Source organism: Kocuria rosea (assembly GCF_023715525.1).
GTDB classification, from domain to species: domain Bacteria; phylum Actinomycetota; class Actinomycetes; order Actinomycetales; family Micrococcaceae; genus Kocuria; species Kocuria rosea_A.
This window is the reverse complement of sequence record NZ_JAMBOG010000010.1, coordinates 126,896-140,482: the sequence shown is the minus strand read 5'-3', so window position 1 is coordinate 140,482 and position 13,587 is coordinate 126,896. Positions and strand designations below refer to the sequence as shown.

At 74.0% G+C, this 13,587-nt stretch carries 17 protein-coding genes; 8 read left to right on the top strand and 9 right to left on the bottom strand.

Translation table 11 applies throughout. The features are described from left to right. On the top strand, nt 1-183 hold a 183-nt coding region (locus M3185_RS09435; protein WP_251333415.1), incomplete at its 5' end, for a hypothetical protein. Here M3185_RS09435 and map read toward each other — a convergent pair. Continuing rightward, nucleotides 155-937: a type I methionyl aminopeptidase gene (gene map, locus M3185_RS09430; RefSeq protein ID WP_251333414.1), complete on the bottom strand. Its 783-nt coding sequence runs from the start codon at nt 935-937 to the stop codon at nt 155-157. The genes M3185_RS09435 and map overlap by 29 nt on opposite strands. A 65-nt stretch (nt 938-1,002) precedes the next feature. On the opposite strand from map, the gene M3185_RS09425 reads away from it, so the two are divergent. Next, nucleotides 1,003-1,305 carry a helix-turn-helix transcriptional regulator gene (locus tag M3185_RS09425; RefSeq protein ID WP_251333413.1) on the top strand — a complete coding sequence of 101 codons (303 nt, stop codon included), beginning with the start codon at nt 1,003-1,005 and terminating at the stop codon, nt 1,303-1,305. A 107-nt stretch (nt 1,306-1,412) separates the two neighbouring features. Here the strand turns inward: M3185_RS09425 and M3185_RS09420 are convergent, their stop codons facing one another. Next, nucleotides 1,413-2,915, bottom strand: a complete 1,503-nt coding sequence (locus M3185_RS09420) for an ABC transporter permease (protein ID WP_251333412.1) — start codon at nt 2,913-2,915, stop codon at nt 1,413-1,415. Nucleotides 2,916-3,026: 111 nt separating this feature from the next. On the opposite strand from M3185_RS09420, the gene M3185_RS09415 reads away from it, so the two are divergent. Continuing rightward, on the top strand, nt 3,027-3,662 hold the full coding sequence (locus M3185_RS09415) for a TetR/AcrR family transcriptional regulator (RefSeq protein WP_251333411.1): 636 nt from the start codon (nt 3,027-3,029) through the stop codon (nt 3,660-3,662). Nucleotides 3,663-3,711: 49 nt separating this feature from the next. Here M3185_RS09415 and nhaA read toward each other — a convergent pair whose 3' ends face one another. Both nhaA and M3185_RS09405 read right to left on the bottom strand, forming a co-directional pair. Further along, nucleotides 3,712-5,085: a Na+/H+ antiporter NhaA gene (nhaA, locus tag M3185_RS09410; RefSeq protein ID WP_374238489.1), complete on the bottom strand. Its 1,374-nt coding sequence runs from the start codon at nt 5,083-5,085 to the stop codon at nt 3,712-3,714. A 238-nt stretch (nt 5,086-5,323) separates the two neighbouring features. Further along, a complete protein-coding gene (locus tag M3185_RS09405; RefSeq protein ID WP_251333409.1) occupies nt 5,324-5,920 on the bottom strand; it encodes a LysE/ArgO family amino acid transporter in 597 nt (198 codons plus the stop codon). Nucleotides 5,921-5,990: 70 nt separating this feature from the next. Here M3185_RS09405 and M3185_RS09400 point away from each other — a divergent pair, with 70 nt between their 5' ends. Both M3185_RS09400 and M3185_RS09395 read left to right on the top strand, forming a co-directional pair. After that, nucleotides 5,991-6,878: a LysR family transcriptional regulator ArgP gene (locus tag M3185_RS09400; protein WP_251333408.1), complete on the top strand. Its 888-nt coding sequence runs from the start codon at nt 5,991-5,993 to the stop codon at nt 6,876-6,878. A gap of 196 nt (nt 6,879-7,074) precedes the next feature. After that, a complete protein-coding gene (locus tag M3185_RS09395) occupies nt 7,075-7,494 on the top strand; it encodes an SdpI family protein (RefSeq protein ID WP_251333407.1) in 420 nt (139 codons plus the stop codon). A 174-nt stretch (nt 7,495-7,668) separates the two neighbouring features. Here M3185_RS09395 and M3185_RS09390 read toward each other — a convergent pair whose 3' ends face one another. From M3185_RS09390 to M3185_RS09380, 3 genes are all read right to left on the bottom strand, one after another. Continuing rightward, nucleotides 7,669-8,223, bottom strand: coding sequence for an AAA family ATPase (locus tag M3185_RS09390; RefSeq protein WP_251333406.1), 555 nt, complete (start codon nt 8,221-8,223; stop codon nt 7,669-7,671). Nucleotides 8,224-8,529: 306 nt separating this feature from the next. Next, complete coding sequence (locus M3185_RS09385) at nt 8,530-8,907, bottom strand: MmcQ/YjbR family DNA-binding protein (RefSeq protein WP_251333405.1); 378 nt, start codon at nt 8,905-8,907, stop codon at nt 8,530-8,532. 509 nt (nt 8,908-9,416) lie between these two features. Continuing rightward, nucleotides 9,417-9,962, bottom strand: coding sequence for a hypothetical protein (locus M3185_RS09380; RefSeq protein WP_308222188.1), 546 nt, complete (start codon nt 9,960-9,962; stop codon nt 9,417-9,419). Nucleotides 9,963-10,031: 69 nt separating this feature from the next. Here M3185_RS09380 and M3185_RS09375 point away from each other — a divergent pair, with 69 nt between their 5' ends. After that, on the top strand, nt 10,032-10,664 hold the full coding sequence (locus M3185_RS09375; RefSeq protein ID WP_251333404.1) for a TetR/AcrR family transcriptional regulator: 633 nt from the start codon (nt 10,032-10,034) through the stop codon (nt 10,662-10,664). 256 nt (nt 10,665-10,920) lie between these two features. Here the strand turns inward: M3185_RS09375 and M3185_RS09370 are convergent, their stop codons facing one another. After that, nucleotides 10,921-11,583: a pentapeptide repeat-containing protein gene (locus M3185_RS09370; RefSeq protein WP_251333403.1), complete on the bottom strand. Its 663-nt coding sequence runs from the start codon at nt 11,581-11,583 to the stop codon at nt 10,921-10,923. Between the two features lie 200 nt (nt 11,584-11,783). On the opposite strand from M3185_RS09370, the gene M3185_RS09365 reads away from it, so the two are divergent. Both M3185_RS09365 and M3185_RS09360 read left to right on the top strand, forming a co-directional pair. After that, nucleotides 11,784-11,957: a hypothetical protein gene (locus M3185_RS09365; RefSeq protein WP_251333402.1), complete on the top strand. Its 174-nt coding sequence runs from the start codon at nt 11,784-11,786 to the stop codon at nt 11,955-11,957. Beyond that, a complete protein-coding gene (locus M3185_RS09360; RefSeq protein WP_251333401.1) occupies nt 11,954-12,196 on the top strand; it encodes a hypothetical protein in 243 nt (80 codons plus the stop codon). The genes M3185_RS09365 and M3185_RS09360 overlap by 4 nt, the downstream gene beginning before the upstream one ends. A 352-nt stretch (nt 12,197-12,548) precedes the next feature. On the opposite strand, the gene M3185_RS09355 is transcribed toward M3185_RS09360, so the two are convergent. Further along, a complete protein-coding gene (locus M3185_RS09355; RefSeq protein WP_251333400.1) occupies nt 12,549-13,520 on the bottom strand; it encodes an intradiol ring-cleavage dioxygenase in 972 nt (323 codons plus the stop codon). Between the last annotated feature and the right edge of the window lie 67 nt (nt 13,521-13,587).

Below are 13,587 nucleotides of genomic sequence, written 5' to 3'. Positions count from 1 at the left end.
GGGCGGGGCATCGCCGCAGGCCTCGTCGACGGACTGATCGACGCCGTCGAGCTGTGCACCGCCGTGGAGACGAGCATCCGTGACGACGACCAAGCCATGCAGGGCGGGAGCCGGTTCGGCCGCACCGATCCCGGGGGCGCGCGTGGCGCCGCCGTCACTGCTGCTCCTGCGTCGGCAGGGTGAGGATCTCGGGTCCGGCGTCGGTGATGGCGATCGTGTGCTCACTGTGCGCCGCCCGGCAGCCTGTCGCGCTGCGCAGCGTCCACCCGTCGGCGTCGGTGACGAGCTCGGCGGTGTCGGCCATGACCCACGGCTCCAGGGCCAGCAGCAGCCCGGGGCGCAGCCTGTAGCCGCGGCCGGGCCGGCCGGTGTTGGCCACGTGCGGGTCCTGGTGCATCGTCGAGCCGATGCCGTGACCGCCGAACTCGGTGTTGATCGGGTAGCCCGCCGCCCCCAGGACGGAGCCGATGGCGTGGGAGACGTCGCCGACGCGAGCTCCGGGTACGGCCGCGGCGATCCCCGCGGACAGCGCGCGTTCGGTCGTCTCGATCATCGCGACGCTCTGCGGGGGTGTCGCCTCGCCCACGAGGAAGCTGATGGCCGCGTCCGCGGCGACGCCGCCGAGGGAGACGGCGAGGTCCAGGGTCAGGAGGTCTCCGTCGGCCAGCGCGTAGTCGTGGGGCAGCCCGTGGAGCACGGCGTCGTTGACCCCGGTGCAGATGTAGTGGCCGAACGGCCCACGTCCGAAGGACGGGGCGTAGTCGACGTAGCAGGAGCGCGCCCCGGCCTCCAGGATCATGGTCTGCGCCCACCGGTCGATGTCGAGGAGATTCGTCCCGGCCGTGGTGCGGCTCCTGAGGGTCTGCAGGATGCCGGCGACCAGGGCGCCGGTGTCCTTCGCCCGGGCCAGCTCGGCCGTACTCAGGATCTCGATCATGGGCGTCCTCCTCGGGTGACCAATAATTATACCGGCCATGTTATCCCGGTCCTAGTATGGGAGCCATGGTCAGACTGCCGCTCACTGCCGCCGAGGTCGAACGCGGGCAGCGCCTCGGCGCCCTGCTGCGCCGGGGCCGGGGAGAGCGCTCGATGCTCGAGACCGCCCTCGATGCCGGCGTCTCCCCGGAGACCCTGCGGAAGATCGAGTCCGGTCGTGTCGCCACTCCGGCCTTCCCGACCGTCGCCGCGATCGCCGATGTCCTCGGCCTGTCCCTGGACGAGGTGTGGGCCGAGATCAACCGGCCCGACGCCGAGGCCGGCTCCACGGGAGCGCGTCGCACCGCACGCGACCGGGTGGCCTCGTAGGTCCTGGGCCCGCGGCCCCGCGGTAGGGGCCGGCGGCGGAGGGTCCGTGGGCGCGGTGCCCGGCCGCTGTCCCCGAGCAGGGCGGCCGGCCCTCCCGGGCGGGCGGGTCAGACGGCGGGCCCGACCCGCTGTGCCGCCGCCCCGCGGCGTCCGGTCGTCCGGTCGTAGGCCGTGCCGACCGCCAGCGCCACCAGCACGGCCGCTGCCAGGATCGCGGTCAGGGCGAGGGCGCCGGTGCGCAGTCCGGCGCCGGGGGCGGCGTCGAAGTAGAGCACGGAGCGGACGGCCATCGCGATGTGGTGCAGCGGCTCGGCCGGGGCGATGGCGCGGAAGAAGGCCGGCAGGGCTTCCAGGGGCACGACGGCGCCGGCGGAGGGCAGGCCCATCAGGACCAGGTAGAGCATGGCCAGCAGCATCCCGGCGCTGCCGAAGAGCGTGAGCAGGGCGAAGACCACCGCCGAGACCGCGGCCATCGCCAGCCAGCTGGTCAGGAACAGCACCTGCCCGTGGGGCAGGGGCACCCCGGCGGCGTGGGCGACCCACATCACCACGCCGGCCGCCGGGGCGGCGGCGACGACGAACAGGCCCCACTTGAGCAGGAACGTCACCGGGCGCGAGGGCGTGGTGGCCAGGCCCTGCCGGAAGCGCGGGCCCAGCTCCAGCGGGGCGATGCCCAGCCGCCCGTCGACGAGCACGTTGATGCCGATGGACCCGGTCAGGCCGAGGACCAGCAGCAGGATGGCGTAGTAGAAGGCGCCCATGCCCAGGGCGGTGCCCTCCTCGAGGTCGTGGTAGGCGGTGGTGGTCACCTGGACCGGGTCGGCCAGCAGCACGGCCGAGGCCGCGCTGATCCGGGGGGCGAGCTGGTCGGCCAGCCGGGCGGGGGTGTCCTGCTGCTGGGCCAGCTGCTGGGCGAAGACCTGGGCGGCGGGCCCGGCCTGGGCGGTGGCTTGCTGCATCCGGCGGACCTGCTGGGCCTGGCTGTCGGCCAGCTGCTGCTCGACCTGCGCGCGGGCCCGGTCCTCGGCGTCCTGGGCGGCCGCGGTGAGCTGTGCGCCCAGGGTGGTGCCGGCCTGTTCGAGCCCCGGCTCGATCGCCCCGGTGGCCAGGCGGGTGCCCAGGGCTCCGGCCTGGGGGTCGGTGTAGACGGTCACGGTCGGCCGCGCGGTCTGCTCCTGGGTCAGGGACCCGGACACCAGGCCGACGGCGTCGGCGGAGAAGGTCTCCGGGACGACCGCGGCGGCGTAGATCTTCCCGGTCCCGAGCTGCCGCTGGGCCTCGTCCCAGGAGAGCACCCGCAGGTCCAGCTCCCCGCCCTCGGCGGCTTCCTCGACGAAGCCGTCGACGATCTGCCGGCCCAGGTTCTGCTGCACGGTGGCCCCGTCCTCGCCGGGCACCTGCGCGCCGGCGTCCTGGTTGACCACGGCGACGGGGAAGTCCTTCAGGTGCGCGGTCGGGTTGGCCAGCCCCCCCATGTACAACCCGGTCCCGGCGGCGGCCAGCAGCGCCACCATCAGGACGGGCAGCAGCCAGAACCGCACGGAACGGCAGGGGGACCGGCGTCTCCGGTGGGCGGGGGCGTGCGGGCGGGACGGGGAGAGCGCGGGCATGGGAAGACCTTTCGGCAACCGACTGGATACACGAGTGTATCGACTTTTGGAACCTGACGATACACTGGTGCATGGAAGCTGGACACACCGATGCACGGGACGAGGCTCACCATGGACACCCCCACCGCCGGCGACCCGGCCGCGAAGCGCTCGCGGGCGGCCACCCGGGCCCGGCTGCTGGCCACCTCCGCGGCCGTCTTCGCCGAGAAGGGGATCGAGGGGGCCAGCGTGGAGGAGCTGTGCGCGGCGGCGGGGTTCAGCCGAGGCGCCTTCTACAGCAACTTCGCCTCCAAGACCGACCTCGCCCTGGCGATGTACGAGGACCACGTCGGGCAGCTGATCACCCGGCTCGACGATCAGCTGGAGACCTGGCTGGCGGCGGGGGAGCCCACCGCCACGGTGGTGGGGCGCGTCGTCGAGGGGATGTCGGACTTCACCTCCGACACCACCTGGCACTCCGTGCGCCTCGAGCTGCTGCTGGCCGCCCGCCGCTCACCCCGGGTGCGCGACGTCGTCTCCGAGCAGCGAGCCGCCCTGACCGCCGCGGTCACGGAGGCGCTCGGGCGCGTGGCCGACCACCAGGGGCTCGCCTTCACCGTCGAGGCCGGCGAACTGGCGGGGCTGCTCCTGTCGGCCTACGACGGGCGGCTCAACGACCAGCTCGCCGGGACCGGCCACGCCCCGGCCGGCCCCGGTCTCGTCCCCACCGTCTGGCTGGCCTTCACCCGGCCCGGAGCCCGGCCCTGAGGGCCGGGGCGCCGGCACGAGGAGGACGGGAGCCTGGCTCCCGTGCCGTTCAGACGCCGCGGTCGTGCTCGTAGACGTCGGGGACGCCGTCGGCGTCGGCGTCGACGGCCTCCTCGGCCTGGACGTCACGGTGGTGGCGGTCGCGGGCGCGCAGCACCACGGTGGCCAGGGCGGCGGCCAGCACGGAGGCGGTGAGGACGGCGACCTTGGCCTGGTCGGCCTCCGCGCTGCCCGGGGCGAAGCTCAGCTCGGCGATCAGCAGGGAGACGGTGAAGCCGATCCCGGCCAGCAGGGTGACGCCGAACAGGTCGATCCACCCGAAGGAGGGGTCCAGGCGGGTGCGGGTGATCCGGGTGGTCACCCAGGTGGCGGCGAGGATGCCGATCGGCTTGCCGGCCACCAGCCCGGCGACCACGCCGAGGGTCACCGGGGCGGTGAGGGCGGTGGTGAAGCCCTGCCAGCCGCCGAGGGCGACACCGGCGGAGAAGAACGCGAACACCGGCACCGCGATCCCGGCCGAGAGCGGGCGGAAGCGGTGCTCGAACTCCTCCGACAGCCCCGGCCCGGCGGTGGGCCCGCCGGAGGCCTGGCTGCGGATCACCGGCACGGCGAAGCCCAGCAGGACCCCGGCGACGGTGGCGTGGACCCCGGAGGCGTGGACCAGGGCCCACACCAGCACCCCCAGGGGCAGCAGGACGACCCACGCCGCCCAGGGGCGGGTGCCGAAGAACCGGCGGAAGGCCTGGGTGAGCACGGTGAAGGTGGCCAGCGGGAGCAGGGCCCACAGCAGCGGGCTCAGGTGGACCTTCTCGGTGTAGAAGACCGCGATGATGGAGATGGCCAGCAGGTCGTCGACCACGGCCAGCGTCAGCAGGAACAGGCGCAGGGCCGAGGGCAGGTGGGAGCCGATGATCGCCAGCACGGCCACGGCGAAGGCGATGTCGGTGGCCGTGGGGATCGCCCACCCGCCCACCGTGGCGGGGCTGGAGGCATTGACGGCGGTGTAGATCAGCGCCGGCACCACCACGCCGCCCACCGCCGCGGCCACCGGCACGACAGCTTTGCGGACCTCGCGCAGGTCACCGGCGACGAACTCGCGCTTGAGCTCGAGGCCGACCAGGAAGAAGAAGACGGCCAGCAGCCCGTCGGCCGCCCACGCGCCCAGGGACAGCTGAAGGTGCCAGGGCGCGTAGCCGACCTTCAGATCGCGCAGGGCGAAGTAGCTGTCCGCCCAGGGGGAGTTCGCCCAGATGATGGCGAGCGCCGCGGCGGCGACGAGCAGCATCCCGCCGACGGTCTCCCGGCGCAGGATCTCCCCGATGCGCAGGACCTCGGCGTAGCTGCCCCGGCCGGTCGGGGCCGAGTGCGGGTGGTGGGAATCGGTGGTGGCCACGGGGGCTCCTCCAGGAGGGGTCGACGACAGAACATGCCGACCAGACTTCCCGGCTCACCTGCCCTCTACCCTAGGGGGAGGCCCGTGGGGATGTACAGCCGCGTGCCCCGGAGGGCGCCGTGGACAGCACGAACACGGCGGGGTGGTGCCTCGTCCCGCGCCGCAGGCCGGGACCAGGGCCGGCGGTGCGCCCAGGGCGGGGCCAGAAGTGGCGTTGCCGACGTTGCCGGCGCTGCCCCCGGGGCCGTGGCCGTCGCCGGCGGTGGGGTCAGCCCCGGACCAGGCCGACGGCCAGGACCAGCATCACCACACCGATCACCAGGTCCACCGCCCGCCAGGTGCGCGGGTCGTCGAGCACGCCGGACAGGGCCCGGGCGCCGTAGCCGAGGGCGGAGAACCACACGACGCTGCCCACCACGGCCCCGGCCGCGAAGACCCACCGGGCACCGGGACCGTGCTGGTTGGCGAGGCCGCCCAGCAGCACCACGGTGTCGAGGTAGACGTGGGGGTTCAGGTACGTCAGGGCCAGGGTGGTGGTGATCACGGATCCCCGCGACCGCGCAGCCCCGGCGGTCAAGGACGACGGTGTCAGCGCCGAGACGAAGGACCGCACGCCCCACCACGTCAAGTAGGCGGCCCCGCCCCACCGCAGCACGTCCAGCGCCTCCGGGAACCGGGACACCACGGCCCCGATCCCGGCGGTGCCGCCGAGGATCAGCACCGCGTCGCCGGCCATGCACAGGACCACCACCACCCCGACGTGCTCCCGGCGGATGCCCTGGCGCAGCACGAACGCGTTCTGCGCGCCGATGGCGACGATCAGTGCCAGGCCGGTCATCATCCCGGTGCCCCAGATGCTCCACATGGCCTCGACCGTAGCCAGACCACCGACTGAAGACAAATGAAAGAATGCATCGATGCATTAGTTTTGCTGCATGCACTTCGAGCACCTGCGCGCCCTGACCGCGATCATCGACGAGGGGACCTTCGAGGCGGCCGCGGACCTGCTGGGAATCAGCCCCTCGGCCGTGAGCCAGCGCATCAAGGCCCTCGAGACCTCCGTGGGCCAGGTCGTGGTGCGCCGCGGCACGCCCTGCACCCCCACCGAGGCCGGGGCGGTGCTGCTGCGCACGGCCCGCCAGGTGCAGGCTCTCGAAGCGGAGACCTGGCACGCCCTGGGCCACGGGAGCTCCTCCCGGACCGTGACCCCGGTGGCCGTCAACGCTGATTCCCTGGCCACCTGGTTCGTGCCCGTCCTGGCCGAGGCCGCGGGATGGGCGGACGCCACCCTGGACCTGCACGTGGAGGACCAGGACCACAGCAGCCGCCTCCTGCGCCGAGGCGACGTGCTGGGAGCCGTCACCGCCGATCCCGCACCGGTCAACGGGTGCCGGGTCGAGCGGCTGGGGTCCATGCGCTACCTCCCCGTGGCCACCCCGGAGCTGCGTCGCCGGTTCACCACCGAGGGCGGCCTGGACTGGGCGGGCATGCCCGTGCTGCGGTTCAACGCCAAGGACGACCTGCAGCACCAGGTCCTCCGGGCCCGCGGGGTCGAGCAGTCCCCGCCCACGCACACCGTCCCGTCCTCCGAAGGGTTCCTCGCGGCCGTCCGCGCCGGCCTGGGCTGGGGCATGCTCCCGGAGCTGCAGCTGGGGGCGGACCTCGTCGGCGGGCCCCTGGTGGTGCTCGAGGACCAGGCCCACCGCGACGTCGTGCTCCACTGGCAGACCTGGACGCTGGACTCGGAGCGGCTGGCCCGCATCACCGCGGCCGTCCGCAGGGCCGGCCGGCAACACCTGCGCTCCACACGGCAGGACGGGTGAACGACCGCGACGGGTTCGTGCTCGTGCACCAGCGGTTCCCCGGCTCTGCCCCAGCTGGTCCCTGCGTGTCCTGGTCCGTCGACCGGACAGCATCCGGGCAGGGCGGGGCCGGCTTCGCCCGGACAGCCACGGCGCCGCCGGCAGGGGGCGTCCTGCCGGCGGCGCGTACGGTGGAAGCCCCTACCGGAAGCGGCCCATGAGCGAAGACCTCCTCGCCCTGATCCCTCTGCTGTTCGGCCTCGTCGTCATCCCTGCCGTGTGCGTGCCCATGACCCGCGCGGCCGCCGGGGGAGCCCTCGACCGCAACGGCCTGGTCGGCATCCGCACCCGGCACACCCAGGCCTCCGACGCCGCCTGGGTCGCCGGCCACGCCGCGGCCCTGCCGCGGGTGGGGAGGACGGTGCCGGTCGCGGCCCTCACCGTGGTCGCGGCGCTGGTGGGCGCCGTGCTGGGCGGGAGCGGCTGGGGCGTGGTCGTGGGGTTGACCGGGCTGCTCACGGAGGCGGCCGTGCTGGTCTCCGCCACCGGTCGGGCCAACACGGCGGCCCGGGAGGCTGCCGCCCCTCCCGCGGACGGCCGGTCCTGGCGTCCCGATGCCCCGGAGGGCCCCGGGTGATCCGGTCAGCGGCCCGCCATGCTGACGCTGGTCGTCGCTCCTGCTGGCCGTCGTCGAGCGCCCTGTCCGTGGCGGCCTCACGGAGTGCGGCTGGCATCCCGTCGCGCAAGCAGTTCGCCGATGGCTGGGGACCACCTCCCGGCCTCCGGCGACCGCCGTGGGACGGCGGGCCCGTCAGAGGCCGGCGGCCTCCGCGATCCGCGCGACGATCTGCTCCGTCGTCCCGGTCGCGTCCACCACGCTCCAGCCCCAGGCGCGGGCCAGCTCCAGGTAGACGGCCCGGGTGGTGCGCAGGAACTCCAGGGACTCGTCGTCCTCCCCGCGGGCGAGGATCCGTTCGTGGGCGGTCCCGGCCGGGGCGTCGAGCACGACGACGGTCTGGGAGCGCAGCCAGGCGGCGGCCAGCCGCGGCAGGACGCGGCCCGGCGGCAGGCCCCGGGCTCTGCGCAGCACCAGCTGGCACACCAGGTGGCGGTCCAGCACCACCAGCCCGTCCCGGTGCCTCGCCCGGGTCCGGGACACGATCACGTTGGCGGTGCGCACCACGGTCTCGACCCGGTCCGCCCAGCGCGCCGGCAGCTCCACCCCGAAACGGGCCGAGGTGCGGGTCAGCCAGCGGCGACCCGAGCGGTTGCGCAGCACGATCGCCGGCCGTCCCGCAGCCCGGACCGCCGCGGCCAGGGCTGCGGCCGTGGTCGTCTTCCCGGCCCCGTCGACGCCCAGCAGCACGATGCCCAGGGGGCGGCGAGCTCGGCGAGCGCCGTGCCCCCCGCATCGTGGGCCCCGAGACTCCGGTTCAGATCGACGCACCCGCACCCTCCCTTCGACTGCTCCGGGACCTCGTGGCCGGAGGACTCACAGTCTTCCGCACGTTCGGGACCTCGGCGGACGTCCTGCCGTGCGGTGCCCGACCCCGGGCCGGGGCGTCCTCGCCGGACCGGTCGAGAGAGCCGGTGGGTGGGTCGACGCCCGCGCGAACTCCTGCCCTGGCCGCCGTCGAGCAGCTGCAGGCCCTCGCGGCCGGGTCGCTGCCCCTCACCCGCCGGTCGCACCGGTGACGAGCCGGCGCCGCGGAGCGGGCAGTCCCTCGAGGACGAGCGCGTAGGCACTGAGCACCAGTTCCGCCACGAGCTGCTCGGTGATCCCGGGTCCGGCGGCGACGGAGAGCCAGTGCGTCTTGTTCATGTGGTAGCCGGGGGTGATCGTGGCGAACTCCTGGCGCAGCGCCGAGCCGTGCGGGGGCTCGCACTTGAGCGTCACGATCTGCTCCCCGGGCGCTTCCGTGGCCATCAGGAACACCGTGCCGGCCACCTTGAACACGTCGTGCTCGGGGCCGAACGGGAAGGTGTGCGTCACCGCCGGCAACCCGGCCACCGTGCGCATGGCGATCTCCTGCAACGTCGACCCGTCCATCGGAACCTGCCTCCTTCCACTGCTCCGGAAGCACGACGCTCCGGAAGCACGACGGTAGTGCACGACTCCTCGGTGCGGTTCCCGTTGCCGCTTGCGGGCGGGAGCCCCGGAGTCCGTCTCCCCGCTGCGGGACGCACCGATGGCCGGGGAGGAGCACCGGCAGGAGTCCGTGCTCGAGCCCCTGGACCAGGACCCGCAGCAGGGGAGCACCGGCCTCCGGCGCCCGGTGCCCGTGCACGTCCTCCGGCGCGGCCGGTCCCGCTCGCCCGGCCAGCACGGTCCGCCGTCGAGGACACGGAAGGCTCGGGAGGCACCGCACACGCTCGACCCGCCGCACCCGGACAGTGCCCCTCCGAGGATCCACCGGGTCTCGACCTGCATCGTCCCCGACCTCCGGCGGGTTCATCAGGTGACCGCACGTCGGGGTCGTCCCACCGGGCCACCGAGGCCGGGGACCCAGCAGGCCACGGGCAAGGCCGAAGGCGGTGGTGCAGCGTCGACAGGACCGGCTACGGCACCGGGAGCGGTTGCTTCTTCGGCCAGAGCGTGTAGCTGACCGCCCAGATCAGGTCGAGCAGGAAGATGATGCCGAGGACCGGATGGAGACCGGTCACCGCGCCGGTCCTGCCGGGATCGCCGACGAGGACGGTGAGCAGGTGGAGCAGGCCCGCGGCGATCAGCACCGCGACTGCGGTGCGCCCGACGTCCCTCCAGCACTCCTTCGTGTGACGGGCCCCGTAGCTCCGGGTGGGAGCGGGGCCGGCGGCGAACCGGTGGGCGAAGCGGGTGTCGGCCCACCTGACCGTCTTGTGGCCGTAGGCGACCGAGAAGCCGAGGTAGAGGGCTGCCAGGCCGTGGACGACGCCGGCGGTCGCCCCGGCGCGCAGGTCCAGGACCGTGGCGGTGAGCAGCACGAGGTCGACCACCGGTGTCAGCGCCAGCAGGACGGCACCGGTACGTGGTCGGCGCAGCGCATAGCGGGCGAGCAGCCCGGCGACGATGAGCACCCAGAAGCCGATCTCGCACGCCAGGATGATCGCAAGGATCAGGTTCATGGCCTCTCCACGTTCCAGCACGGTCGTGCTGAGAAGGCACAGTAGCACGACTGTGCTACTTTCAGGTGCATGCCCAGGAGAATCGACCGCGACGCGCGGAAGGCGCAGCTGGCGGAAGCGGTGTGGCGGATCATCGTGGAGCGGGGCATCGGCGCGGTGTCGGTGCGCACGGTCGCCGAGCAGGCATCGGTGGCGGTCGGGTCGTTGCGTCATGTGTTTCCCACCCGTGCGGAGCTGCTGGCGTTCTCCGCGGAGCTGATGGTCCAGCGCGCCAGGGATCGGATCCTGGCCACCCCGCGCTCCAGCGACCCCCGGCAGTACGCGCTGGAGATCGTGCAGCACCTGCTGCCGCTCGAGCCGGACAGCCGGGCGGAGCTGGAGGTCAACATCGCCCTGATCGCCGAGAGCCCCGCCCTGCAGGAGCTGGTGCCGATCAGGGATCAGGCCTACCGACACCTGGGCGAGGCGTGCACCCGGCTGGTGGAGATGCTGACGGGCAGGGCCCGTGACCAGCAGATCGAACGGGAGGCGCGACGGCTGCACGCGATCATCGACGGACTGGCGATCCACCTGCTGATGGAACCGGCTTCCGAGGGCAGCGAGTGGGCGATGGAGATCGTGCAGGAGGAGCTGGGGCGCATCGCCCGCAGCGCAGGACCAGCGCGGCGGCAGGAAGCACGTTCCGACCGCCCGCGCCCGTGACGCCACGGTGCGCCTGGTCGTCCACGACCTCAGCAGGACGCACGCCCGATCGCTTCCCGGGCCCCTCCTGAGGTCCCCGAGGGAACCCTCCACCAGGCAGCGGTCCGGCTGGCTGCTCGACGCCGGCTCGGGCGGACCACCGGCCGCCGCCACGAGGCCGCCCTGGTGCCGACGCCCGAGCAGGGCGGCGACCGGCACGGTGGTCGACGACCGCTCGGACGCCGCCCTGGCCCGGGAGTCGGGGACGGACGGGCGGTCAGTCCTCCACGTAGAGGCCCAGGTGCTCGGCCATCGCCGGAGCCAGCTGCTGCAGCTGGAGATGGTTGAGCGCCGCCCCGCGCAGGTGCGCCAGGCCGGTGATCTCCGGCAGGTCGACCGCGCGCAGGTCGACGTCGCTCAGGGCCGCGCCGGAGACGTCCAGGACACCGAGCTCCGTGCCGGCGAACGCCAGCCGCTCCACCTGCGTGCCGGTGAGGTCGAGCTCCTCGATGACGCAGTCGGTGAACAGCACGTCGCGCAGACCCGTTCCGCGCAGGTTCACGTACCCGAGCTTGGCGCCGCGGACGTGGACGGCGTCCCAGGTGCCTTCGACGCACTGGAGCACCCCGAGCCGGGAGGCCTCGAGCACGGTGTTGCGGAGGCTCGCGTAGGCGGCCGAGACCGTGGGGACGTCCAGGCGGAACAGGTGCGAGTCGGTGATCCGGGTGCCGGTGAGTTCCAGCTCGTGGACGTTCAGACGGGCGAAGGAGCAGTCGGTGAAGTGCGCCTCGGACAGGTCCACCCCGGCGAGGTCGTCGCCGGTGAAGGACAGCGCCTCGTAGGTCCCGTGGGCGTAGATCCCGGCGTGGGCGCCGGAGGTGAGCTCGGGCAGGTGGACCTCGCGCAGGCGCGGGGGAGCAGGGGTGTGCGGTCGAGGCATGCGGTCCACCGTAGTCCTGCTCGGAGTCGTCGCCGGACGGGCGGGATCGGTGGCCGGGCAGTGCCCGGCGGTGTCGCGGCCACCGGGCGAGGAGGCACCCGCCGGCCGGTGTGCCGGCCGGCGGGTGAAGATGCGCACGAGGGGCGGTGACGGCGACGCGGTGACCGTGCCAGGATGCGGGCAAAGGGGAAGGAGCTGACATGTCGAGGAAGACCCGCGGGCTGCTCGCCGTCCAGGCGGCCACTCTCCTCGTGCTGGGGACCCGCGAAGTCGCAGTCGGAGGCGTGCTCGGCGGGGCGGTGGTCGTGGGCGCGGCGCCGATCGCCCTCGGGCTGATCCACGACAGCTCCGACCAGTGGGGCGGCCGGCGGTGAGCGCGCGCGTACCACGGCGCCGGCCACGGAAGGCCGCGGAGGCGCACGCGCGGAAGGTCTGGCTGGCGGCGGCGCTCCTGGGCTATCTGGCCGGGATCGTGCTGATCGTGGTGCTCGTCGTGTCGTGGGACCGCCTGGGGTGGGCGATCGTGGTGCTCGTCGTCCTCCTCGGCGGGGCCGGCGCCGCGTGGTGGCAGGAGCGGCTCCGGCGGCGGCGGGATCCGCGGAAGCCGACGTGACGCGCAGGACCCTGCGGTGGATCACCGCGCTGTGGCTGTCCGCCTTCTCGCCGTGGCCGTGTGGCGGATCGCCAAGGGGCAGCGGCGCTGGGCGTCCGCTCCGGTGCCGTCGAGGGGGCACCGAGGCCGCGGACGATGCCGCGGACGAGGCCGCCGTACAGGTTCCGGGCGTCCGGCGACTGGACGCAGATCTCCGCCGGGGCGGGCAGCTCCAGCAGCTGTTCCGGCCCGCCGAGATCCTGTCGCCGGTCGCCGTCGGGATCCCCCAGACCTGGGCCGCGCCGGGCCCGTCCTCCTCCAGCGCCGCGGCCTCCGACCTGCGCCGGCTCGGGGGTCCCCGCCGGGGGAGGAGTCACCCGGCCGGGGGCGCACCGGCCGGGGCGCCGCCACCGGCGAGCCGGCCGCCGGTGGGCGCCGTGGTGGTGTCCACCCCCACGGCCAGGGTGAGGGTGTAGCCGGCCGCGACGCTGCCGCTGACCGTGCCCAGCTGGCCGGCGCCGCTGTCGTCGCCGAAGACGTTGTCGCTCGCCAGGCTGAGCTGGGCGAGGTTGCGCACCGAGGCCTCGTAGCCGGCCGTGGCGTAGACGGTGTCGCAGACGTGCCGGGGCAGGGCCACCTGGGAGGTGGCGATCGCGGCCGCGGAGTCGGTGACGGACGTCTGGTCGGGGTAGACCTCGAAGTGGACGTGCGGCCAGCGCCCGGTGTAGCAGGCCGGAAAGATGCTGGTGAAGCGCACCGTGCCCTGCGCGTCGGTGATCTGCACCCCGCGCAGGTAGTTCTCCTCCGTGACCCCGTCCGAGTACATGGAGTAGCGCCCCTCCCGGTCGCAGTGCCAGACGTAGACGGCCACTCCCGCGAACGGCACCCCGCCGTTGGCGAGGTCGGCGATGTTCAGCTCCAGGGTCATGGGCACGCCCTCGGCGGTCCCGCCGGCGTCGCCGAGGCTGGAGCGGATGTCGCGGCGCACAATCCCGCTCTGCTCCAGCACGTCCGGGCCGTTGGAGCCGTCCCCGGGGTAGGGGCCGGCGGTCTCGTCCGGGATCTCCTCCAGGGCTGCCCCCGTGGCCGTGGGCGATGCCGGGGCGGACGGGGAGGCCGACGACGTCCCGGCGCTCGCGCTGGAGGACGCACCCGGGCCGCCGGCGCCGCAGGCCGCCAGGCCGACGGTCGTGGCCCCGAGACCGAGGACCGCCAGCATCCGCCGCCGGTTCAGCAGGGTGCCGATGTCGAAGCCCAGCCCCTGGTCGACGACCTCGTCCTCGGGCCGGGGCAACCGGCGGCCTTCATGGCCGAGGGTCGTCTCGTGCTCCGTGCTGCGTTCCATGGGTTCTCCGTCCGTCCGGGCGATCACGGGAACCACGCTATGGACGGCACCTGAGCCAGGACTGAGA